Raw genomic sequence first — 23,744 nt, 5'->3', positions numbered from 1 at the left:
TATATGTTAGATCATATTTTATCGATATTGATATTCTTTCCAGCTCTGGCAGCTGTATTTGGTTTCATGATTCAAAAGGAGAGTATGCGTACTTATGGTATTGCAGTTGCTCTCGTTGAATTTGTTTTGTCTTTAGTGTTATGGTATGCTTTTGATAATAGTGTTTCTGGAATGCAATTTATGGAAAACATTCCTTTAATCCCAGCATTTGGTATTAACTATACTTTAGGTGTAGATGGAATTTCTCTATTCATTATTATTTTATCAGCATTCTTTACATTTTTAGGTATAGCTAGTTTAACAGATACTCCAAAAATTAAATATATGATTATTACGCTGCTATTTTTGCAGATGACTATGGCTGGTGTATTTGCTGCACTTGATGCAATCGTATTTTATACATTCTGGGAACTTTCACTTGTACCAATGCTTTATATCATTGGTGCATGGGGTGGACCTCTTAGAATATATGCTTCAATTAAATTCTTCTTATATACATTTGCTGGTTCGCTAGTTATGCTTGTTGGTATGCTCTTTATGGCATATTTTTACTATCAAGCGGCAGGTGTTTGGAGTTTCTCTATCTTAGATTGGTATAGATTGGTTCTGCCTGAAAATTTTCAATTGTGGTTGTTTGTTGCTTTCTTTATTGGTTTTGCTATTAAGGTACCAATGTTTCCATTTCATACTTGGTTGCCATATGCACATGGTCAAGCACCTACTATTGGTTCTGTAATTCTTGCGGCAATTTTACTCAAAATGGGTACATATGCATTTGTTAGATTTTCATTACCACTCTTTCCAGATGCTGCTGCATACTTTATGATTCCAATCGCAATTTTGGCAATCATAATGGTTATTTACACGGCTATGGTTGCTTATGCTCAAAAGGATATTAAACAAGTTGTTGCATATTCATCTATTTCACATATGGGTATTATCATACTTGGTACTTTTGCTTTAAATGTAGAGGGTGTTTCTGGTTCTATCTTTTTGATGTTAGGTCACGGAGTTGTAGCAGGTGGACTCTTTATGCTTGTTGGTGTTATTTATGATAGACGTCATACAAAACTTATGAGTGAGTTTGGTGGTTTAGCACATGTTATGCCTAGATATGCTACTATCTTCGGTATTATGATGATGGCTTCTGTTGGTTTACCTTTGACAATTAACTTTGTTGGTGAATTTTTAAGTCTTCTTGGATTCTACCAACAATCTCATATATTAACACTTCTCGCTGGTACAGGTATCATCGTTGGTGCTATTTATATGCTTGCTGCATATAAAAAAGCTTTCTTTGGTGAAGTTACAAATGAGGCAAATAAAAATTTACCTGATATAAATAAAAAAGAGCTTTTTGGTCTTATTCCATTGGTAATAGTTGCTATCTGGTTAGGTGTTTATCCAAAACCGGTTCTAGGACCAATAAATAATTCTGTTACATCAATTATTAAATTGATGCATGCTAAAGCAACAACTGAATTGGCTAAAGAGAGAATTCCTGATTTAACTAAACCAAGAGTTTCACTGATGAAAGAGACAATTATTGAGGAGGTGAACTAATGTTAGCGCCAGTAAATATTCCTTTTGAGTCATTAAATGTTATGACTCTTACCCCCATGCTTATCCCTATTATAGGCGCTTTGCTGATTTTAGTAATTGATGTAGTGAAGGGTGGTTTAGATAAATCTCTTTATGTTGTACTTAGTTTACTATTTTTAGTAATGGATTTCTTTTCCTTGTTAAATGGTGCAGGTCTCTTTTCTCAAAATGGCACAATATTAGGTATGTTTGATGTAGTGCTTATAGATGGTTTAGCACTTCTTGGACAATTTATAATTGTTGGTGCTTCGATGCTGTTTATTCCTTTATCGTTAACGCATAAACGTTTTCATGAATTTTCATATCCTGAATTTTTTGCACTCTTTTTATTTATGATTGCAGGCTTTCAGTTTATGGTAGCTACTGATAATATTATTTTAGTGTTTGTTGGTCTTGAGACTGCATCATTAGCATTATATACTTTAATAGCTATGCATAACCGTGACAAATCTTTTGAAGCGGCTATTAAGTACTTTACTATGGGTGCACTAGCAGCAGGCTTTTTCGCTTTTGGTGCTATGATTTTATATGCTCTTACTGGTTCAGTAGAGATAAATAAAATTGCTTTAGTTTTAGCTTCAAATGGATACTCTGATATTGGATATGTTCTTATTGGTGTTGCGTTTATGTTAGCTGCGTTTGCTTTCAAACTTTCACTTATACCTTTTCATACATGGGCACCAGATGTTTATGAAGGTGCTTCTGCGGCAATGGCAGGGTATATGTCTATCGTTCCTAAAATTGCAGGCTTTGTGGTTGCTATGAGATTTTTTGAATTTTTAATTCATAGTCATATTGTATGGCTTGAAGTTGTCTTATATGCTTTTGTCGTAATTACGATGACAGCTTCAAATATGTGGGCACTTGTGCAAACTGATGTAAAACGTATGCTTGCATATAGTTCTATTTCTCATGCAGGTTTTGTAATGGCTGCTGTACTTATTGGAACTACACAAGCTAATAGTGCTCTGTTCTTATATTGGATTTTATTTAGTTTTACAAATCTAGGTTCATTCTCTATGCTATGGATTTCTCGCCAAAAACATTTACTTGATGGACAGTCTTCAGATCATAGTTATGATAAATTTGCAGGTATGATTAAAACTTCACCTGTTGCAGCACTTATTATGGGTCTGTTTATGTTAAGTTTGGCAGGTGTGCCTCCATTTGCACTCTTTTGGGGTAAACTTTATATGATTAGTTCAGCTGTTACAAGTGGATATACCGTTCTTGCTCTTATTATGGCCCTAAACTCTGCTATTGCTGGGTATTATTATTTGAAACTAATTGTTTATATGTTTATGAAAGAACCTGTTGTTGGTGTTAATGGTGAACTTTATGTTGCAAATGCCACTTTAGCGCTTCGTACAATTATTGGAATTGCTGCTGTAGCAACTATATTTGCTTTTGTTGCAATAAATCCTCTTTTAGAGTTTATTACTGCGTTTGTATATAAAAGCGGATACTAGACTTTAAAATTAGATACAGAGGGAGAGGGAATTTGTTAAAATGGATACTCTTTATCTCTCTTTGTGTTCCCTCTTTTGCATTAGAAATATCAGTTGATAGTGCAAAAGATGACTTTATAAAATACTCTACGCTCCATCTTAATGCAGCAACTCCTTTTTCTTGTCAAGCAATAAAAAATGATTTTGATATTACTACAAAAGTAGTATGCGCATTCTCAAAAAAACCTTCACAAAATATTAAAAATTTTCAGAATGATTTTTTTAGAGTGAGCACGATGCTTAAAAAAGATACTTTTTTTATTATTATAAAGCCAATTTATAAATTAAAATTATTTTCAAATATATTTGATCTTACTAAAGATACTACGGTATTTAGTGCTGAGGCAAGTAGTGCTAAAAGTTGGACTTTACTTGGGTATAAGAAAAAAATGCCATTATTAAAAAAGGAGAAAGAGCAATCTGACATTGCACTTGATTTTCCATTTTACCTTAACAAAGACAAGCTTCCTTATGTTGGAAGTTTAGATCTGCAAGGTAATCCAGTATATATAAAAAAAGTAGAAGATGTAAAAGAGTATTTAAATGTTAAAAAACTCTATAAACAGCAGCAGTATGATGATTGTTTAGATAGTATAGATGATGTTTTAAATTCATATCCAAACACACTTTTTAAAGCTGAACTACTATACTATAAAATTAAAGTATATAACAAACTAAAAAATTGGGAAGATCTTATCTCTTCTTCAAAAACTTTTTTAAGAGAATACTCTTCAAGTGATAACGTTGCAGAAGTGCTCTCCTTAATTGCTAAAAGTTATGCAAAACTTTCACAATCAACAGATGCTGATTACTTTTTTGACAGACTCTTTAGTGAGCATACTCAGAGTGTGTTTGCACAATGGGGTTATATTTATAAAGGTGATATGCTTGTAGATAATGGAGCAAATAAAGAGGCCCAAAAATATTATGCTAAAGCACTTAGTAAGACACAAAGTTTAGAAGTCGCTGCGACTGCTGCGTTTCGTTTGGCAAACATTTTATTGAGTAGTTCAAAAAAAGAAGCAGCGCAATATGCAATGAAAATAGTAGAGGCTAAACCAAGCTTTTTTGCCCAAGATTTGAAGGCTTCACAAAAAATGATGAATAGCTTTGCGGACATGGGTGACTACAAAACAGCAGCAGCTATAGCTGCTGCTCTTTTAAAAGGTATTAATGCTAGTTATGATGCGTATGAAGAGTTGTTAAAAGACAAAGCACTATGGCTTGCTAAAACAGAAGATAAAAAAGCAGCTCTTAAAGCTATAAATGAATATATGAAAAAATTTCCAGATGGAGATTATATTGACATAGTTGAAAATGTTAAAAATGAGCTCTTTTTCGATGTCTCAGATTTAAATGCAAGTGCAAGATTAAGCGAATATAACAGGCTAATACAAGAGTATAAAAATGAGACAATAGGAGAAAAAGCACTCTACGAAAAAGCAAAACTTTTGTTAAAAGAGAAGAAATATTCAAAAGTACTAGCACTTAAAAATGCGCTTTTAAAACTTGATGAAGATAGTTACAAGGGCATTGTCTCTCTTATAAAAGAAGCTGCAACTGGAAATATGAAACGTGCTTTAGAAAAAAAAGACTGCATGGAAGTACTCACTATATCTCAAGAGTACAATATAACGCTTTCAGACAAATGGGATGATGGTGTATATGCATGTGCTATGAAAGGGGGTGATTTTTCACTCTCTAAAACTATAGCAATTAAAAATTTAAAAGTAAAAAGTGTTAAAGCAAGAAAAAAATGGCTCTATAGATATATAAAAGTTGCCTTTGCCACTGGAAATTATACTGACGTAATAGATGCGGCAAAAGATTTAATAACACTTATAGTAAATGACAAAACATCGCCATATCTCGATGTATATAGAATTTTATTTGATACATACCAGAGACTTGAAAATAGAGATGGTATGATTAAAAGTATGCTAAAAATTGAGAAGATTTTTGGATGGAGTTATAAAGATATAGATAGATATGTTGCAATGATAAATGTTGGGGATGCTATGCATGATAATAGTATTATAATAAAATACGCAAGTAAAATTATGCAGATACAAAAAAAATCTAACTCTTACCCACAAACCCCTTTTGTAGAATTTACTTTGTATCAAGCATATATGAGCAAAGAGGAGTACAATAAAGCGTATGAGGTAATAAAATCACTCGATAAAAGAGAGCTAAACGCAGCAAATCGGGCAAGACAAAAGTATCTTTTAGGAAATGTACTCAGTAATCTCTGGAGAGATGAAGAGGCAAAAAAAGCATACGAAGCATCTATAGCAGCAGATAAAAATTCCTCATGGGCAAAACTTTCTCAGAGTGCATTGAAAATCTAAAATAATTCATTTTGTTCTTTTATATATTATTAATCTCATTTATTATAAAATAATTTCAGATTAATATAAGGAAATAAGATGAAAAAAAGTATTTTAGCAATAAGCATCATAGCGAGTTCTCTTTTACTTCTTACAGGGTGTGGTGGTTCTAGTAATAATAATGAGCAAGCAGCAACAACAGGAACAGGGTACTATGTTGATAGTGCTGTTGCTGGTGTTAATTACACTTGTGGTTCAAAAACAGGTACGACAGATGCAGCAGGAGCTTTTACTTTTGAGAAAGGAAAAGATTGTACATTTACAGCTGCGGGTATTCCTTTGAAAACAGTGTCAGCTGCTGATTTGACAAATCAAGCAAAAATAGTTGAAAATAATGTAACAGTAGCAAGATTTTTACAATCTATTGATGTTGATGGTAATGCTTCTAATGGTATTCAAATTACAGATAAAGTTCTCGAGATTCTTACAAATGCAATTAAAAATAAGGACATAACAAAAGCTGTACCAAAAGATACGACTGATTTACAAGTTGTTGTTGATCAAGTGAAGCAGGGAGATCATGATTTTAAAGGTAAGGTTAAAACAATAGAAGAAGCCCAACAACATCTTAAATCAACACAAGGGAGTGTTGTTAAAGATCTGTTAGCAGGTAAGACTTTCTATATTGTAGATTCAGAAGATGGTTCAATTGAGATTTTTAAATTTGTTGTATCTTCAGATGGAACACAATTTAAAAAATATAATTTAGATAGTCAAGCCCCAACATATAGTGATTCTATTACATACAATGGAGACAAAGTTGCAATAGGAACAGATGGTGGATATACTATATTTACTCAAAAAAATGGATATATTTTAGGTCAAGATTATGGAACCGATAGTATAGTACATAGATTATACAGTTCCCAAGCTGACGCTGAGAAGTATTATAAAGCTCTTTCTGCCAAAGTGATGGAAAATTTGAAGAGTAGGATTTCTGGGAAAACACTCTATGCCGTAGGTGAAGATAATGGTGGAGCGTGGATGAGTAAAATTGTTATTGCAGAAAATGGTAACTCTTGGACATATGAAGATTTAAAAGGTAATGAGAAATCTTCTGGAACAGAGACTATAGAAGTTTCAGGTAATACATTAATTATACATCATTCTGATGAAAAAAATCCTGATCCTTATACTGTGCAACCAGTTGAGAATTATTTAAAACTTGTAAATAAAAATGATGGTGATGTAGTTCATGTATATGTAAATGAAGTAGATGCAGAGAATTATTATAATACACTCTAAATAGTAGTTATTAGCATCTTCAAACTTCTGATATTGCTAGTTATACAATTAAGGTAGGAGACCCTCTGTCTTCCTATCTTCTTGATTGCTATTGTCATCCCTTTACTTTTTATCCCTTCAAATTTTAACTTTTCTATTCTTGCATTGATAATGTAATCCTTTTTCACTATAATATATAAATAAATACGCAAAGGTAATTTTAATGCAAAGAAATATGAGAAGAGGTTTTACTTTAATTGAGTTAATGATTGTCATTGTTATACTTGGTCTTTTAGCTGCTATGGTTATGCCAAGTCTTACAGGTAAGGGTGAAGAGGCTAAACGCAACCTTGTTTGTGTGCAGATGAAGAGCATTTATGATGGTGCACTTGATATGTTTAAAATTAACAATAGCGTTTATCCATCAACTGAAGAGGGGTTAGAGGCCTTAGTAAAAAATCCTGATCCACAAAAGTATCCAAACTATTCAAGTAGTGGCTATTTTAAAGACTCTAAACTTCCAAAAGATTCATGGGGACATCCATTTATTTACATCAATGATGATGGTCATGTAGAGCTTATTTCTCTTGGTGCAGATGGTAAAGAGGGTGGTAAAAAAGAGGCAGCAGACATCAAAATGAGTGGATGTAAATAGGCTTGAAACGCAGCGCTTTCACTCTTATAGAGTTAATGATTGTCATAGTTATTATGGGAGTTATTTACACCCTTGCCATTAGTAACTTTTCACGCTTAAGCGATACAAGTAAAAAGCTGCGTTTAGATAATCTCAAAGAGTATTTAGGCTCTTTGAAGTATGCCAAAAGTGCTAGGCTTTTATGTCTTGATGACTGCTCTACATGTTCTGTGTACTTAGATGGTAACAAAACAAAGAGCATAGATGGATTTTTGGATGATAGTGTAAAAACTTACAGATACGATAGCAGTTACGGCTTTATTCAAAAAGAGCCAGAACCATTTTTCAATGCAGATGGGGTAGAAGAGAGTGTCTGCTTTTCATACACGCTCGACAACAATAAAATAGGTGATCAGGTGTTAATAGAGTATAAAAATAAATTTTATGACATGGCAACATATTTGCAAGATACACCTGTCTATGACTCTATGCAAGCCGCACAAGATGCCAAAGAAAATTTAGCAAACGCGGTGCTTCGATGATATTTAGATTTGTAGGCATCGACGCTAATGGCAAAAAGATTAAAGATAAGATAGAAGCACAATCTTTAGCTGAGGCAAAAGCAAAACTCAAAGCGAAAAACATTCTGTATAAAAGTATAGATGAAGAGACACCCTCTTTTTTTGATAAGTTAGAGTTTAGTAGAAAGTATAAAATTTCACCACAAGAACTCTCTGTACTCTCTCGTGAACTCTCAATGTATATCCGTTCTGGAATCACCATAGTATCAGCACTTAAAGTAATAGAGTCTCATTATGAAAAAAATAAAAAAATCAGACTTTTTATAACCACCGTAAGCACTTACCTTGATGAGGGAAAAGATTTTTACTCTGCATTAGAGGAGCAAAATGTAGTGGAACTGCCTCTTTTTTTTAAAGAGTCCATAAAGGTAAGTGAAAATGGCGGTCTTTTAGATGAAGTTTTGATGGAACTCTCACGCTTTTTAAAAGAACAAGACAAAATAAACAAAGAGATAAAGTCTGCGTTTGCTTACCCATCTTTTATGATTGTTGTCTCTCTTTTGATGATAGCCTTTATGCTGACTTTTGTTGTTCCTCAAATTACAGGTATTTTTAAAAGTATGCACCAAACACTTCCTACGCCTACTATTGTGGTTATTGCAATGGGTGACTTTTTTAAAAATAATTTTACTTTAATTCTTACAACTCTATTTGTATTTGTGGCTGCGTTTATATTTATGGTCAAACGCAGCTATAAGTTCGCTTACAGAGTCGATAAACTTTTACTCAAGCTACCGCTTTTTGGAGGTATAATTCAAAAGAGTGAGTTGGCACGTTTTTCATACATCGCCTCTTTGCTTACACGCTCTGGTGTTCCTTTTGTGCAAACAGTTAATTTAAGTGCAAATATTTTAAATAATCTTGTACTTAAAGAGCTTTTTGTTGATGCATCTAAAAAAGTGGTAGAGGGAAAACTTCTCTCAAAAGCTTTAAATGAATCTAGTACAAAGATTGATTATGCTTTTATTCAGTCTATTGCTCTTGGAGAGGAAACTTCTGAAGTTGAAAATGTTTTAACCAATGTCTCTGAACTCTATTTTGAAGAAAATCGTGATAAAATAGCAACACTTCTAACCCTGCTTGAGCCTGCACTTATGCTTATTGTTGGTGGTAGTATTGGCTTCATCGTTGCAGCTATGCTTCTGCCTATTTTTTCTATGAGTATTCATTAATGCGAATGAGAAAAAAGATGAAAAATGCAATTGCATTGATGATTACGCTCTTTTTTGTGATGGCATTAAGTATTAGCATAGGGCTTGGGCTTAAGTATGTAAAAGAGGGTGCTCAAAGTGTAAATCAGGAGCAGTTTCTTATTCAAACGAGGAGTGTCTTGGCAGACTTTTTAACAATGTTACGCAAGACACCACAAATTACAAGCATAAACTCTGCTGATACCCTTTCACTTTTTCTCTCTGAAGCTTCACTTATTCCACTAAGCAGTAATGGTGTCAATGTTATTATAAAAATTAGTAGTGCAAGAGACAAAATAAGTCCAGAGATTTTCAATACGAAAGAAAAGCGAGATGCTTTTTTAGCCTTTTTATCTGCAAAAGGAGTCAATGCGGACTACCTGAATATACTTGATGATATGATGGGCGGCATAAAAGAGGATGGCTCATATAAGAGTGATATTTTTACTAATAGACCTAATCTTTTTAGAAATTATATTGCTTCAAAAAAACAGCTTGAGGTTGCAGATAAATTTTATACAGAGACATTTCACGAGCAGAGTCTTAAAAATATTATGCCTACAGAGGTTTTTTATACAAGTGCAGAGAGTAATGCGACAAACTATAAAATGGATTTAAACCATATTAAGCCCATAGCTTGGGAGATGATTTTAGGATGTGATAAACAAAGGGCAGAGACGCTTAGTGCAAACGCAGGCTATTATGCAAATACAAATGACTTGGGACTCAGCGCGGATGAAAATCTCTCTTTGATGCGATTTCATCAAAATATTAGTTATTATGAGCCTTTTATTGCAGTTGAAATTATAATTATGAAAGATAATGAGAAAGCTCTAATAAGTTTTGAGTATAATTTAGAATCAAAAAAGGGGTCCAATTTTGTTCTGGAAGTTTAAAAGGCAGGTCGATACAGTTTTTGTAGATAGTAACTCTGCTGATTTTCATATTGAGAGTAGTGTCAATGTTATTTTATCACCCTCTTTATACTGGGTAAAAAAAGTTTCTTTACCTCTCCAATCCCTGCGTGAAGTGAAGCCGCTGTTAGAATCACTCTTTGAAGATATGCTTCCTGATGGAAGATACAGCTATGAAGCCTATAAATTTGGTGATGAGTATTTTATTTTTGCTTATGAAGATAAATATATTTTAGATCTGTTGGCACAAAAAGGAGTACCAGCTTCAAAAATTAATGGCGTCTATTTTGCTCAAAATGAGTTTTTGCATTTAGAAGAGGCAAAAAAAATAGATGAAAGTGAAGTGATACTTGTCAAAGATGATATAGTTATTCTTTTACCTGCAAAGTTTACTGCTGCACAAAATATGCTTGATGTCACAGAGATAAAACTCTCAAAACATAGAATTACACTCAAACAATTTGGGCATATTCTTAATGAAAAGAGCCTCTATACTATAGTGGCTCTTTTTGTAGTGCTGTTACTGCTTGTTGCAACTGAATATATTATTACTCTCAATAAAATAGATAAACTTCAAACGCAGCGAGATAATATATTTCACAAATATGCGCTCAAACCTACCATGATGCAAAACCGTTCACTTTTAAAGGGCTATGAAGAGAGCTATAAAAGACAAATGCAGTTAAGAAAAGTTCTAGCAGTTGTGCTTGGTATGCATCTAAAACCTACACATAAAGTGAAATTTATTGCCTATAAAAATAGAAAAGTCACACTGCGTTATAGTGGTCTAAAAAAAGGTGACGAGGGTTATATTGAAACTTATTTTAGAGCTAAAAGTCTGAATTATAGTGCGAAGTATAAGAACAATATCTGGTATGTGGAGGTGAAATTATGAATCGTGTAAACCCCTTACATATAATTATTTTACTTATTGTTCTTTTGGCTTTTGTAATGTTGAAGCTAAACGCAGCTAAAGAAGAACTAGTAGATACAAAGTCTTCTTATAATCAAACAGTTGTTTTAGCAGATAAAATAAAAGGGCTAAAGTCAAGCTATTTTAATAAAACAAAAGTGCAAAGAACAATAAATAAAATATTGAGAAGTTCTATATTAAGGGCTTCAAATATCACTGAAAAGGTGACAAACTCCTCCATTTTACTGACATCAAAAAATATGAACATTCGTTCACTAAATTTTTTGCTTGGTAAAATTTTGAATGGTAATTACATTGTTAGTGAGTTGCAAATTAAGCAGCTAAGTGATAAAAAAGCATCTTTGCAATTGGAGATAAAATGGTAAAAATAGTAAGATTTTTTGCATATATGCTATTTTTCATTGTGGCTTTGATGTACTTTATGCCAAAAGAGAGTATCTACTTCTTTGCAGAAAAACAGTTGCAGAAGTATCATGTTGTGATTGCGCATGAAAGTGTTAAAGACAAAGGTCTCTCTCTTGAGTTACGCCATCTTGATGTGTATGTAGAGTCAATTCAAAGTGCTAAAATAGGAGAAGTTGATATATCTCTTTTTGGTGTTTATAATGAAGTAAAGGCGCATAATATTGAGCTCTCAACTGCTGTCGCTTCGATGTTACCTACAAAAATAGAGAGTCTCACTATAAAATACTCAATACTTAATCCTCTTAATGTAACGCTAAACGCAGTGGGTGCTTTTGGAACTCTGCATGGCGAAGCAAATATAAAAGAGAGAAAAATCACAGCAGAGTTAAAGCCATCTTCTTTGATGCAAAGAAAATATAGATCAGCCTTATACAATTTTAAAAAGCAAGCCAATGGGGAGTATGAATATGTCCAAAGTTTCTAACTCTTATTTAAGTATATTTGTCAAACTACTTGTTCTTTTAGCGTTGGCAAAGTCTATTGCACTTGCTCTTTGGTGGTTTTTGCCAGATGATGGTGTCTCCTTAAAAGAGAATGTAAATTTTAATCCTCCTTACCATAGGGTGACTTTTAAAAATATGCTCTCAAATGTAGGAACTTCAAATGCAGTGACAAACTCTCAAGCACTCCAAGAGAGTAGTATTGGCATTACAAATATGATTTTAAAAGGATTGTACGGCAACAAAACAAAAGGTTTTATCATCGTAGCGCTTAAATCATCTCCTCAAAAAACTTCATTAGTAGCAGTGGGAGAAAACTACTCTGGGTATAAATTAAAATCAATACTTAAGGGTGGGGCACTCTTTACAAAAGCGGGTAAAGAGTTTGTACTGAAAATAAAAAATCAAAAGAGCAGAACAAATGTGCACTCAACTGTTATGAGAGTTCAAGAGAGCGAGGGTGTACATGATGTGTCTCGTCAAGATATTCGATATTATGAAAAAAATCCTGATCAGATTTGGAAAGACATCTCTATTATGGAGAGAAAAAATGGCAATAAGATTAATGGCTTTGAAGTGACAAGAGTACGCAGAGGTTCAAAAATGGATAGCTTGGGACTCAAGCGTGGAGATGTTATAATTAGAGCAAATAATGTAGATTTAAACTCTTATAAGGCTGCGTTTGATTTATATAAAGATATTAATAAAATAGATACACTGCAATTAGTGGTGTTGAGAAATAATGAAGAGAAGGAATTAGTATATGAAATTCATTAAAATAACTTTTTTGATGGTGGCTTTGAGCATAAGCCTTTTTGCAAGAGAACAGGTCAATGTCAGCTTTTCTAATTTAGCTGTCAATGATTTCATAAAGCTTATTTCTAAAATTACAAATAAAAATATTTTAATAAATAATAAGATAAATGGTACGGTAGATTTTGTAAGTACAACTCCAATATATGATGATGAACTGATGGGAATTTTGATTGCTGTTTTAGAGTCAAAAGGGTACACTCTAGTACAAAATGGCTCTATTTATGAAGTTGTTCGTGCAACAGAGGCAGCAAAACATAATGTAAAAGTGATCTCAAGCTATAAAAATGCTTTAGGTTCTTTGATGGTAACGCAGGCAATAAAAGTACACAATGAAAATGTAGATGTAGTTGCTGCAAAAATTCGCTATCTTATTTCTAAAACTGCAAAATTGATGACAATGAGAGAAAATAATACACTTCTTATTACAGATTATCCAAAAAATATTCAGACAGTTAAAAAAGTCATTCATGATTTAGAACTTAAAAATAGTCGTGTAGTGAAAATTTTCCCAATTAAGCATACAGATGCAAAAAAATTACAAGCTAAGATTAGTGATATAGCGAAATCAATTTTTAATACGAAGGTAGTTTCACAAAATGTGAAGGTGATTTTTGATGCCAATACGAATGGTATTATTTTGGTAGGTAAAGAGCAAAATGTTAATAAGCTTGGAAAACTTATTAAGAAACTTGATGTGGAATCGAGTGTCAATAAAAGTGTAGAAATTTTTGAACTAAAAAATTCAGATGCAAAAGCTGTACTAAAAAGTCTCAATGACATTGTCTCTAAACAGGTCTTTTCAGATCCAAGTCTTAAGCCAAATCTCTCTGCGAGTGAAGAGATAAACGCAGTGATTGTTATTGGTGATCCTACTATTATTAAAGGTATTAAACTTATCATTGATGAGCTTGATAAAGAGAAGTACCAGGTTTATGTGCAGGCTAGAATTATTGAAATAAATAAGGAAAATGCCACAAATCTAGGTGTTAAATATGGTTTCGATGGTGCTGCACTGAGCGCTGAGGGACTCTACTCATTAGCTGCAAATTTTGGTGGCGCTCCTGTTCAGGGTATTGTAGGAAATGCACTAGCCTCTTCACTTGTAGGCAGTGGTGTTGCACAAGGTTTTGCACTTGGTGCGGCAGTTGATTTTCTTGAGACAAATGGTGCATCAAAATCAATTTCAAATCCTTCTATTTTATGTGTAAACAATAAAGAATCTTCCATCTATGTAGGAAAAACTATATCGGTCTCAACAGGGACGGTTACATCAACTACTGGACTCACAGGACTGACAAGTAGTTACAAACGAGAAGATGTTGGTTTGACACTTACTATAAAACCGCGTGTTTCATCAAATGATAAAGTGACTTTAGATGTAAGCGTTGTGTTAGAAAACATACTTGATGATGGCTCTAAAAATGCGACTGGACAGCCTGTAACATCAAAACAAGAGGTAAAAACACAGGCAATTTTACGACATGGAGAGAGTATTATTATTGGAGGGCTTGTGAAAAATTATGAGAGAGACTCTGTAAGTAAAGTCCCTCTACTTGGTGATATTCCTTTGATTGGAAGCTGGCTCTTCTCATCAAAAGCAAAGACTAAAGAACAAGATAACCTAGTGGTTATTCTCACTCCTTATGTGATAGATAAAAGTGAAAAACTCTCCAAACTACAAAAAGATTTAGGATTACTCGCAAAGCTACAAAAAAATTATGATAAAAAGGCATTTAAGAAACTAAAAGAAGAAGAAAAAGTGGAGCTTAAATCAGATGTTAAACCTTGAGACCATCCATAATCTGGATTTAGATACATATGAACCTAAAGAACTTCATACTGAGTTAAGTCTTAAAAATTACCTACTTTTTAGTAAACTGAATGATGAAGTGAGTGCTTTTGTTTGTGAGCGATACTTAGCACAGGCTAGTAACTACTACACAAAACTTCCAAGTAAGTACCCCCTTTATATGCTTGATGAGGACTCTTACGATAGGCTCTATAATCGCTTTTTAGAACTGCGAACAGATAAAACTATGGAGAGTATGCAAGAAGATTCTGCTGAGATGGAAGATGAAGAGGAGATCTCTTTAACAGATTTTCTGCGTACCTCTTCAGATATTTTAACGAGTGAAGAGTCTGCTCCTATTATTAAATTTGTAAATGCTTTATTTTATCAGGCAGTTAAAAAAAGAGCTTCTGATATTCATATAGAGGTGCAAGAAAAACGGGGTGAAGTGCGTTTTCGCATTGATGGTATGCTTGTTAAAAATGCAGATTTAGATAGAAAAGTTGTTAATCTTATTGTCAGTCGTATTAAGGTTATTTCAAATCTTGATATTTCAGAAAAAAGAATACCACAAGATGGACGAACTCAGATTAAAATTGCAGGAGAAACTTTAGATATTAGAGTCTCTGTTTTACCTACTTTTTATGGAGAGCGCGTTGTTATGCGTCTGTTGATGAAAAGTTCTCAGATTCCAAATATTAATGAACTTGGATTTCACCCTTCTGTTATTGGTGAAATTCAAAAGTTACTGCGTTTATCTCACGGAATTATTCTGGTTACTGGACCAACAGGAAGTGGTAAAACAACCTCCTTGCACTCCTTTTTACGCGAAGTTGAAGACCCTAGCAAAAATGTCATAACCGTTGAAGATCCTGTGGAGTACAAATCAAACTCTATTTCACAAATTCAGGTAAATGAAAAAGCAGGACTTACTTTTGCGGCGGCTCTTCGCTCTATTTTAAGACAAGATCCCGATGTCATTATGATAGGGGAGATTCGTGATGAAGAAACAGCAGATATTGCTGTGCGTGCAGCTTTAACTGGGCATTTAGTCTTTTCCACGCTGCATACGAACTCTGCTACAGCGACCATTGCTCGTTTAGCAGATATGGGAATAGAACCTTTTTTAATCTCCTCTTCAATTCTTGGTATTTTAGCACAAAGACTTGTTCGTGTTCTTTGTAATGAGTGTAAGGAAGAGGATGTTTTGGCTGAAGAGTTTGCTAATGATTATGCTATTAGTCCAGACGCAGTTATTTATAAAGCCAAAGGGTGTAAAGCGTGCAACTATACAGGATTTAAAGGAAGACGCTCTATTGGTGAGCTTGTTGTTATGAATGATAAAATTAAAAATATTTTAAAAACAACAACAGATGAGTACACCATAAAAACTGCGCTTAAAGAGGATGGTCTTAAAACTCTTGCAATGCAGTTAAAAGAGATGCTTTTAGAGGGTGAGACATCTTTAGATGAGGCTATTAGAATCGGTTTAGGTGATGAGTAAAAAGAGTTACAGGGCTGCGTTTACACTGATTGAAGTGATGGTAGCTGTTATGATTATTTCAGTCGTTATTTTAGCCCTTATGCGTATGTACTCTAACGATACATATCTCTTTGCATCTTATAAAAAAGAGTCTCATGTAAGTGACTATGCCTCTTTTTTAATAGCAAACAAAGATTTTGGACTTGAAAATAAAAATATCTCTTTATATGATTTAGTAAGTGAGTTTAATATAGAAGATAATTTAAGACGAAAACTAAAAACACAAAAGGCAGAGGTGATTTATAAAGTTTTAAAAACTATGGATTTGAGCGAAGAGTCCAATACAACTGCCCCACAAATGTCACTAGAGATAGGACAATCTGTTGTACGTCTTCATAAAGGTGCATCTACTGCACTACTAAGGTTACAACTACGATGAGAAGACTACGCGCTGCGTTTACTTTAATTGAGATGCTTATAGCTGTGAGTATTTTCTCCATTATGATGCTCTATCTCTATAAAACATACTCCACTTTAAATATTTCAAATGCAAATTTAAAAGGGGAAGTCTCAAAAATTCAAAAAATTCAAAAAATTAAGAAGCTTATTTTTCTAGACTTTACCCTTGCAATTTATAATCCTAGAGATATGATTATGATTGATAATCGTGAGAAAAATGAGGATTTTGTTGTATTGCAAACTTCACACTCTCTGCATAGACGCATTAATCCTTATGTGACTTATATTGTTAAAGATAAAAAGCTCTACAGGTTAGAGTCTTTAAAAAAGTTTACAAGTTATGAGTTGCCAAGTGACGCTGCGTTTGACATTGATGAAATAGGAGATGTGAAAAGTTTTCGGGTATATAAAACAATAAAGAAAACGCAAAGTTATCTTGTTGCTATTGATTTTAAATCAATGGATGACATTTTACTAAAAGTCAATCCATTAAACGAGTATTAAAACGGACCTTACGCACCTAAAGCAATCTTAAGCAAAAAGAGAAAGCATTAGGTGCAAGGCGGAAGTTTTCCTGCGTAGCCGTAGCTACGGAGGGGAATTTCCAACGAAGCAGATGATGCTTTATCTTTTTGTCCCTTTGGGATGGTATAATTTGCATACAATTTCTGCGTTAGAAGGATTTGAAGCTACTAGTAGCTCCTGCACCCTTCTGCCTTGAACTTGTATACAACTTATACCACTTAAGCTTGCTTTAGGTGCGTAAGGTCCGTTAAAACTCTAAACAGTCCGCAATTGAGTAGAGACCATTCTCTTGAGTGCTTAACCATTTTGCTGCTCTAATTGCACCTTTTGAAAAAGTATTTCTTGAGGTTGCTGTGTGGTTGAGTTCTATAAACTCTCCATCATTGTAAAAGCCAACAGTATGTCTGCCTACAATATCACCACCACGAAGTGCCATTACTGCGATTTCATCTTTTGTGCGTTCACCTATGTTGCCATCTCTTCCACTTACTCTTACTTTATTGATGTTAAGGTTACGCCCTGCTGCGGCTGATTCACTGAGTGTGAGCGCTGTTCCGCTTGGTGCATCTTTTTTGTGACGGTGGTGCATCTCTACGATCTCAATATCAAAATCTTTGAGTGCTGCTGAAGCTTGATAAACAAGTTTGTTTAAAAGTGCCACACCAAGAGACATATTTGTAGCGTATAAAACAGGCATCAATTCACTTGCCTGTTTTAAAAGATTTAATTGATGGTTGTTAAGCCCAGTAGTACCAATAACCAATGGTTTCGGATTTTTAATAGCCTCTTCAAGAAGCATTTCACACGCCTCAGGAAGTGAAAAATCTATGATAATATCAGCTGCGTTTATAAAAGAGTGCATATCTGATGTAACAAGAACTGAAGGGTCAATTGCAAAGTCTAAAGAGTTACGCACAAAAACAGTGCTAAGACTCATCCCCTCTGTAGATTTTAAATCCTCGATTAATAATTTTCCAACACGCCCACTAGCGCCAAAAACACCTACTTTTATCATTCTAAACCTTTTTAATTTTTATTTTGTAATTATGCCAAAAGTTCATCAACATATGCAATGGCACTAATGGCAGCAACCGCACCATCACCTGCGGCACTGACTACTTGCTTAGGTGCTTCAATACGCATATCGCCTGCAGCAAAAAGACCAGCTGTTGATGTTCTCATACTTAAATCAACTATGACTTGTCCCTGTTCGTTCATGTCACATAAAAAAGTTCCATTTTCTTGTATAAGAGTTTGATGGTTTACATCATTTCCTACAAAAGTAAAAACACCAGGAACGACTATATCTCTGAGCTCACCATCTTTAGATTTTACTTTTATGCCATTTACACCGCTTGCATCACCATAGACTTCATCAGGGACTGCGTTTAGCACGAGTTCTATTTTTTCATTCTCTTCTACCCGTTTGACTGTATTTGGTGCAGCACGAAAAGCATCGCGTCTGTGGATAAGATAGACCTTAGAACATATTTTTGCAAGATAGAGTGCCTCTTCAAGAGCGGTATCGCCACCACCGATGACAGCGACCTCTTTGCCTTTGTAGAAAAAACCGTCACAAGTAGCACATGTACTTACCCCTTTTCCAAAAAACTCCTCTTCACCTTTAAATCCTGCACGACGAGGAGAAGAACCAGTACAAACGATGACACTATGAGCCTCTACTACAGAATCATCAGATTTTATAACTTGAAAAACATTACCATTTTTGGTGATTTGTTTGACTTCGGACATGTCATGTTTGAGACCAAACTTTTGACACTGCTCGGGCCATGGCATCATCAAGTCCATTCCCGTAATGTCACCTGTAACACCAGGGTAGTTCTCAATCTCAGAACTTTGAGTTATTTGACCACCTGGCATCCCTTTTTCAAACATTGTGACATTTTCAAGTCCGCCACGTGTAGCATATAGTCCCGCTGTTAGTCCTGCAGGTCCACCACCAATAATTGCACAATCTAAAATATTACTCATAATCCATCCACCTCTTTACTTAATTCTTTTAAATTATCTAGTTTCCTTATCATACTATCTTGTTTATAAAGAGTATCTTTGACTCTTTTTATAAAGAAGATGGATGGGACGCTATAAATATTGAATCGTTGTATAAACTTTAAAGATGTTGTTGTTCCTGCGCGTAAAAAAGTTGTATATTTACTGTTTTTATAGGCTTGATTGTAGTAATCAATGGCGATAATAGGAAGATTGAGATTAAGTTTTGCAAGTTCTTTTTGACTCTCTCTATTTCTTGATGAGTAAAATACAACAATATACTTTTTTGCTTTAGGCATGAAAATATCACTTTTTTCATAAAAAACAAAATCTTTAAAATTTATAAATTTATATTCAGAAAACTTGTAGTTGAAGTAGGCAAAGGCACCAGCTATCATGGCAGCACCAAAGAATGAGGCTAAAAGAGTGGAGAGAGAAAAAAAACTTTTCGTTCTTTTTCTAGCCACTTTGGTCTCTTTTAAAATTATGCTAAAAGAGCGTTAATTTTATCAGCAAGAGCTTGTTTTGATTGTGCTCCAACAACTTGGTCTACTAGCTCACCATTTTTGAAGAACATGATAGTAGGGATTGAACGGATACCAAATTTAACAGCAATCTCTTGCTCTTCATCTGTGTTTACTTTACAAATATTCGCTTTTCCATCATAATCTTCTGCTAGTTCTTCAATAACCGGAGCAATCATACGACATGGCCCACACCATGGAGCCCAAAAGTCAACAAGAGATACACCCTCTGCCAAAGTTGCTTCAAAATTTGCACCAGTTAATTCTATATATTTACCCATTAGTAAATCCTTTTTTTTATTGTTTGATATAAAAGTATTATACAAGCGCTATCATTAATTAAAACTTTAAATTTCTTTATAGTAATTATTTGTATAATTCGGGCAAAATAGTTAGAAGGAATGTAGCGATATGAAACTTACAATTAGGGATGGGGTGATTGATGTTCGCCCATCTGTTGCCAAGCCACATCCTGGATTTTTTCATGAAGTAGGTGAAGAGAGATTTAGGAAGTTGGTCTTTGATCATTATGAGTCTATAAAAACGAGTGATATTTCTTTTTTATTTCCCATTTTTGATGATGATGATTTTGCCGAAGCACAAAAACATGCGGCAGATTTTCTTATAGAGATTTCAGGTGGGCCTGATTATTTTACACAAAGTAGAGGTGAGCATCAAATGGTTGGACGCCATGCTCCTTTTCGCATTGATGAGCATAGCAGAAAAGTGTGGCTTGAACTCTATATACCACTTTTAGAAGCACTCGAAGAAGAGGGCATAAACCCTGAGTATATAGAGTCGTTTTGGAACTATTTAGATATTTTTTCGATGTGGGTTGTCAACACAAAAAGTTAAAACTCTTACAAGCTACAGCTCTAAGAATTTTCGTTTCTTGTTTTGAAAGTAGGCACATTGAGTGAAGCCTATTTCACGGGCGAGTTGAATCACTTCATTATTATAGAGTCCGACCTGTTCGGGCTTGTGCGCATCAGATGAAAATGTGATAGGAATCTCAAGTTTGAAAGCCTCTTGGAGTAGCTCTTTTGAAGGGTAGGCTTCTGCTACAGGTTTTCTATAACCTGCTACATTTATCTCTAAGACCATATCTGCCTTTTTGATGGCAAGAAGGGCATTTTTGGCTATTTTTTTAATATCTTTTGTTGGCATAAATTTAAAGACTTTGATTAAATCTAAATGTCCTACAACATTAAAAAGTCTGCTATTTGCCATCTCTTCAATGGTATCAAAATATTTTTGCCAAATTTCATCTATATTTTCATTCTCATATCTGCCAATAAATTCAGGATTGTCAAAACCCCAGCCATTAATAAAATGCACAGAACCAATCAGATAGTCTACATTAGCATTCAGTACGCGTTCATCCATATGCCCTTTTAAATAATCAACTTCATAGCTGAGTAAAATGGTGATTTTATCTTGGTATCTCTCTTGTGCAAGGCGTACATTTTTTTCATACTCCTGCATATCTTGAAACTCCATGCGATACTCAGGATCAAAATCCATAGGTGCATGGTCAGAAAAACCAAAAATTTTCGTTCCCTTGGTAATAGCTGTGTTTATATATTCATCTATAGTGCCCTCAGCGTGGTTACAAAGTGGTGTATGGTTATGTAAATCTACTATCATAATTTTGTCTCATTTTTAGATATTTTATGCTATTATAGTGTGAATTAATAAATTATTCAATTTGGAGCAGGTTTATGACTCAAGAAGAACTAGATGCATTGATGAGTGGTGGGATTGATATGGATGATGATGTCTCAGAGAATGAAGAGACTCAGAGTGATGAGAATGTTGAAGATGTTGAAGATGTTTCGGAAGCAGTAGAGAGCAAGGCTGAAGATGATGCAGATGCTTTAGCTACAAGTATTGAAGCTGCAGAACTTCCTTTGCCTGCTACAGATGAAAATAAAATGGTGCATCAACTTGATGATGTAACAAAAGAGAGTGAAGAAAAAGCAAGTGAGATTTTTGATATTATCGAAAATATCAGTAATGATTTAATGGATAAAGAAGAGACACTTAACGATGTTGTAAAAGCTCTAAATGCAAACCTGGATCTTTTTGATACACTTAGTGCCAAGTTCCCTGACATAGAAACCTTTAAAACGCAGCATAAAATTAATGAAGAAGCTTTAGAAAAAGTAAATGAAGTGTTAGAAAGTTTGCAAAATAGTGGTGATGCTATTATGAGTGTTATGGATATTATGCAGTACCAAGATATTCACAGACAAAAAATTGAGCGTGTTGTAAATGTTATGCGTTCACTCTCTCGCTATATGAGTACTCTTTTTGAGGGTAAAATAGATGATGAAAAACGCGTCTCTTCTGCAAAACATATTGAAGGTGATACTGGTACAGATGTGGCATCAACTGATGATATAGAAGCTTTACTTGAGCAATTTGGACAGTAATGAAAAAAGTAGAACTATTATCTCCTGCGGGAACTTTAGAAAAATTAAAAATTGCACTTGATTTTGGTGCAGATGCTGTTTATGGAGGTGTGAGTCACTTCTCTTTGCGTATTCGTTCTGGAAAAGAGTTTACTTTTGAAGATTTTGAAGCTGGTATAAAATATGCACATGAGAGAGGGAAAAAAGTCTATGCCACTATAAATGGCTTTCCTTTTAACTCACAACTTAATCTTTTAAAAAAACATATAGTTAAAATGGCAGAGCTAAAGCCTGATGCTTTCATTGTTGCAACGCCTGGAGTGTTAAAACTTTGTCATGATTTAGCACCCGATATGCCGCTTCATCTCTCAACACAAGCAAATGTAATGAATGTTCTTGATGCTCAAATCTATGCAGATATGGGTGCTACGCGTATTATTACTGCTCGTGAGATTTCACTTCGAGATTTAAAAGAGATAAAAAAAGAGTTACCCGATCTTGAGTTAGAAGTTTTTGTTCATGGTTCTATGTGCTTTGCATATAGTGGACGATGTCTTATCTCTACATTGCAGAGTGGTCGTGTGCCAAATCGTGGCAGTTGTGCAAATGATTGTCGTTTTCCTTATGAGATGTATGCAGCCAACCCTGAGACAGGAACACTCTTTAAGCTTGAAGAGGAAGAGGGTGTTGGTACTTACATTATGAACTCAAAAGATTTGAACCTTGCTTCACATATAAAAGAGATTTTAGATAGTGGTGCAGTTGATTCGGTGAAGATTGAGGGACGAACAAAAACAGCTTACTATGCTGCTACAACTGCAAAAGCGTATAGAATGGCTATTGATGATTATTATGCAGACAAAGTAGATAGTGAGCGTTATCAGTATGAGCTCCAATCTTTGCAAAATCGTGGATATACAGATGCTTATCTGATTTCACGACCTTTTGAAAAGCATGACACTCAATCTCTTGATTTTACAATGCAACTAGGAACACATCAAGTAAGTGGTGTAGTAAACGCAGCGGGTACACACTTCTTGTGTAAATATAAAACGCTTCCAAATGATGAGATGGAGGTTGTTTTTCCTCTTGGCTCAGAAGTTGCAATAGTAGATAATGAGATAGGTTCAACTTATGAGAGAGATGGTAAGTTTTTTGTAAAACTCAAACAACTAAAAGCAGAAAATGGAAAAGTTTGGGATGAGGTGCATAGTGGCAATGTTAATCCAATAGAGCTACCAACAAAATTTCCATCATATACTTTTTTTAGGATTCCCGCACATCCAGATATGAATACAGCTCCAAAAAAATAAAATAATTTAAGAAAAAAAGGGTAAAAAATATGAAATTTGTTTCAATTATTATAGGTTCAAAAAGTGATTATGAAGTGATGAAATCATGCTCTGATACATTTGAGGCGTTTGGTGTGAGTTATGAGTTGATTATCTCCTCTGCACATCGCTCTCCTGAGAGAACAAAAGAGTACATTGCTGAGGCTGAGAGAAAGGGTGCACAGGTTTTCATTGCTGCTGCTGGAATGGCAGCGCATTTAGCAGGTGTTTTATCTTCAAAGACTATTAAGCCTATCATTGGTGTTCCTATGTCTGCATCGGCTCTTAGTGGTATAGACGCTCTACTTTCAACTGTTCAAATGCCAGCTGGAATGCCTGTTGCTACTGTTGCTATAGGAAAAGCTGGTGCAATTAATTCAGCTTATTTGGCAATGCAAATTTTAGCACTTGACAATGAAGAACTAAGTGTAAAACTCCAAGAAGACAGAATAGCAAAAGCAAAAAAAGTTGAGATGGATTCACTAGAGATTGAGACAATAATAAAATAGTC

The 23,744-nt window shown here is 34.3% G+C and carries 25 protein-coding genes; 20 read left to right on the top strand and 5 right to left on the bottom strand.

All coding sequences use genetic code 11. The annotated features are described in order from the left end of the window. The first annotated feature begins 3 nt into the window (after window positions 1-3). The 16 genes from MV589_RS03755 to MV589_RS03680 all read left to right on the top strand — a co-directional run bounded on the left by MV589_RS03755 (window position 4) and on the right by MV589_RS03680 (window position 16,933). Window positions 4-1,563 (top strand): NADH-quinone oxidoreductase subunit M, encoded by a 1,560-nt coding sequence (locus MV589_RS03755; RefSeq protein ID WP_297432182.1) that lies wholly within the window; start codon window positions 4-6, stop codon window positions 1,561-1,563. Further along, window positions 1,563-3,071: an NADH-quinone oxidoreductase subunit NuoN gene (gene nuoN / locus MV589_RS03750; RefSeq protein ID WP_297432180.1), complete on the top strand. Its 1,509-nt coding sequence runs from the start codon at window positions 1,563-1,565 to the stop codon at window positions 3,069-3,071. The genes MV589_RS03755 and nuoN overlap by 1 nt, the downstream gene beginning before the upstream one ends. Window positions 3,072-3,103: 32 nt before the next feature. After that, on the top strand, window positions 3,104-5,461 hold the full coding sequence (locus MV589_RS03745) for a tetratricopeptide repeat protein (RefSeq protein ID WP_297432179.1): 2,358 nt from the start codon (window positions 3,104-3,106) through the stop codon (window positions 5,459-5,461). Between the two features lie 78 nt (window positions 5,462-5,539). Beyond that, complete coding sequence (locus MV589_RS03740) at window positions 5,540-6,745, top strand: hypothetical protein (RefSeq protein ID WP_297432177.1); 1,206 nt, start codon at window positions 5,540-5,542, stop codon at window positions 6,743-6,745. 202 nt (window positions 6,746-6,947) lie between these two features. Beyond that, window positions 6,948-7,379 carry a type II secretion system major pseudopilin GspG gene (gspG, locus tag MV589_RS03735; RefSeq protein WP_297432175.1) on the top strand — a complete coding sequence of 144 codons (432 nt, stop codon included), beginning with the start codon at window positions 6,948-6,950 and terminating at the stop codon, window positions 7,377-7,379. 2 nt (window positions 7,380-7,381) lie between these two features. Further along, on the top strand, window positions 7,382-7,900 hold the full coding sequence (locus MV589_RS03730) for a pilus assembly FimT family protein (protein ID WP_297432173.1): 519 nt from the start codon (window positions 7,382-7,384) through the stop codon (window positions 7,898-7,900). Next, complete coding sequence (locus MV589_RS03725; protein ID WP_297432171.1) at window positions 7,897-9,111, top strand: type II secretion system F family protein; 1,215 nt, start codon at window positions 7,897-7,899, stop codon at window positions 9,109-9,111. Before MV589_RS03730 ends, MV589_RS03725 begins: the two co-directional genes overlap by 4 nt. A gap of 17 nt (window positions 9,112-9,128) precedes the next feature. Next, a complete protein-coding gene (locus MV589_RS03720; RefSeq protein WP_297432168.1) occupies window positions 9,129-10,025 on the top strand; it encodes a hypothetical protein in 897 nt (298 codons plus the stop codon). Next, the gene (locus tag MV589_RS03715) at window positions 10,009-10,938 is read left to right on the top strand and encodes a hypothetical protein (RefSeq protein WP_297432165.1); all 930 of its coding nucleotides are present in this window, start codon (window positions 10,009-10,011) and stop codon (window positions 10,936-10,938) included. Before MV589_RS03720 ends, MV589_RS03715 begins: the two co-directional genes overlap by 17 nt. Further along, window positions 10,935-11,342, top strand: coding sequence for a hypothetical protein (locus MV589_RS03710; RefSeq protein WP_297432163.1), 408 nt, complete (start codon window positions 10,935-10,937; stop codon window positions 11,340-11,342). The genes MV589_RS03715 and MV589_RS03710 overlap by 4 nt, the downstream gene beginning before the upstream one ends. Further along, the gene (locus MV589_RS03705) at window positions 11,336-11,866 is read left to right on the top strand and encodes a hypothetical protein (RefSeq protein WP_297432161.1); all 531 of its coding nucleotides are present in this window, start codon (window positions 11,336-11,338) and stop codon (window positions 11,864-11,866) included. The genes MV589_RS03710 and MV589_RS03705 overlap by 7 nt, the downstream gene beginning before the upstream one ends. Continuing rightward, window positions 11,850-12,659 (top strand): PDZ domain-containing protein, encoded by an 810-nt coding sequence (locus MV589_RS03700; protein WP_297432158.1) that lies wholly within the window; start codon window positions 11,850-11,852, stop codon window positions 12,657-12,659. The genes MV589_RS03705 and MV589_RS03700 overlap by 17 nt, the downstream gene beginning before the upstream one ends. After that, complete coding sequence (locus MV589_RS03695) at window positions 12,646-14,487, top strand: secretin GspD/PilQ domain-containing protein (RefSeq protein WP_297432156.1); 1,842 nt, start codon at window positions 12,646-12,648, stop codon at window positions 14,485-14,487. The genes MV589_RS03700 and MV589_RS03695 overlap by 14 nt, the downstream gene beginning before the upstream one ends. Beyond that, complete coding sequence (locus tag MV589_RS03690) at window positions 14,474-15,991, top strand: GspE/PulE family protein (RefSeq protein ID WP_297432153.1); 1,518 nt, start codon at window positions 14,474-14,476, stop codon at window positions 15,989-15,991. The genes MV589_RS03695 and MV589_RS03690 overlap by 14 nt, the downstream gene beginning before the upstream one ends. Continuing rightward, on the top strand, window positions 15,984-16,409 hold the full coding sequence (locus MV589_RS03685; RefSeq protein WP_297432151.1) for a type IV pilus modification PilV family protein: 426 nt from the start codon (window positions 15,984-15,986) through the stop codon (window positions 16,407-16,409). The genes MV589_RS03690 and MV589_RS03685 overlap by 8 nt, the downstream gene beginning before the upstream one ends. Continuing rightward, entirely contained in the window at window positions 16,406-16,933 is a 528-nt protein-coding gene (locus MV589_RS03680; RefSeq protein ID WP_297432149.1) for a PulJ/GspJ family protein, read from the top strand. The genes MV589_RS03685 and MV589_RS03680 overlap by 4 nt, the downstream gene beginning before the upstream one ends. A gap of 268 nt (window positions 16,934-17,201) precedes the next feature. On the opposite strand, the gene dapB is transcribed toward MV589_RS03680, so the two are convergent. Genes dapB through trxA form a run of 4 tightly spaced genes read right to left on the bottom strand, consistent with a single transcriptional unit; the run spans window position 17,202 to window position 19,769 of the window. Further along, window positions 17,202-17,969: a 4-hydroxy-tetrahydrodipicolinate reductase gene (gene dapB / locus MV589_RS03675; protein ID WP_297432146.1), complete on the bottom strand. Its 768-nt coding sequence runs from the start codon at window positions 17,967-17,969 to the stop codon at window positions 17,202-17,204. Between the two features lie 29 nt (window positions 17,970-17,998). Beyond that, the gene (gene trxB, locus MV589_RS03670; RefSeq protein ID WP_297432320.1) at window positions 17,999-18,937 is read right to left on the bottom strand and encodes a thioredoxin-disulfide reductase; all 939 of its coding nucleotides are present in this window, start codon (window positions 18,935-18,937) and stop codon (window positions 17,999-18,001) included. Window positions 18,938-18,942: 5 nt separating this feature from the next. Continuing rightward, window positions 18,943-19,431 carry a hypothetical protein gene (locus MV589_RS03665; RefSeq protein WP_297432144.1) on the bottom strand — a complete coding sequence of 163 codons (489 nt, stop codon included), beginning with the start codon at window positions 19,429-19,431 and terminating at the stop codon, window positions 18,943-18,945. Window positions 19,432-19,448: 17 nt separating this feature from the next. Continuing rightward, on the bottom strand, window positions 19,449-19,769 hold the full coding sequence (trxA, locus tag MV589_RS03660; RefSeq protein WP_297432142.1) for a thioredoxin: 321 nt from the start codon (window positions 19,767-19,769) through the stop codon (window positions 19,449-19,451). Between the two features lie 130 nt (window positions 19,770-19,899). Here trxA and MV589_RS03655 point away from each other — a divergent pair, with 130 nt between their 5' ends. Then, entirely contained in the window at window positions 19,900-20,343 is a 444-nt protein-coding gene (locus MV589_RS03655; protein WP_297432140.1) for a globin domain-containing protein, read from the top strand. A 12-nt stretch (window positions 20,344-20,355) separates the two neighbouring features. On the opposite strand, the gene MV589_RS03650 is transcribed toward MV589_RS03655, so the two are convergent. Then, window positions 20,356-21,135 (bottom strand): histidinol-phosphatase, encoded by a 780-nt coding sequence (locus tag MV589_RS03650; protein WP_297432139.1) that lies wholly within the window; start codon window positions 21,133-21,135, stop codon window positions 20,356-20,358. 74 nt (window positions 21,136-21,209) lie between these two features. Here MV589_RS03650 and MV589_RS03645 point away from each other — a divergent pair, with 74 nt between their 5' ends. The 3 genes from MV589_RS03645 to purE are packed head-to-tail and all read left to right on the top strand — an operon-like array spanning window position 21,210 to window position 23,742. Continuing rightward, window positions 21,210-21,923, top strand: a complete 714-nt coding sequence (locus tag MV589_RS03645; RefSeq protein WP_297432137.1) for a chemotaxis protein — start codon at window positions 21,210-21,212, stop codon at window positions 21,921-21,923. Next, window positions 21,923-23,215 carry a peptidase U32 family protein gene (locus tag MV589_RS03640; protein WP_297432135.1) on the top strand — a complete coding sequence of 431 codons (1,293 nt, stop codon included), beginning with the start codon at window positions 21,923-21,925 and terminating at the stop codon, window positions 23,213-23,215. Before MV589_RS03645 ends, MV589_RS03640 begins: the two co-directional genes overlap by 1 nt. Window positions 23,216-23,244: 29 nt before the next feature. Then, entirely contained in the window at window positions 23,245-23,742 is a 498-nt protein-coding gene (purE, locus tag MV589_RS03635) for a 5-(carboxyamino)imidazole ribonucleotide mutase (RefSeq protein ID WP_297432133.1), read from the top strand. The last annotated feature ends 2 nt before the right edge of the window (window positions 23,743-23,744 follow it).

This window comes from Sulfurimonas sp. (genome assembly GCF_026991475.1).
In the GTDB taxonomy this organism is placed as follows: Bacteria; Campylobacterota; Campylobacteria; order Campylobacterales; family Sulfurimonadaceae; genus Sulfurimonas.
The sequence above is the reverse complement of the archived record's forward strand: the minus strand, read 5'-3'. Positions and strand labels throughout refer to the sequence as shown.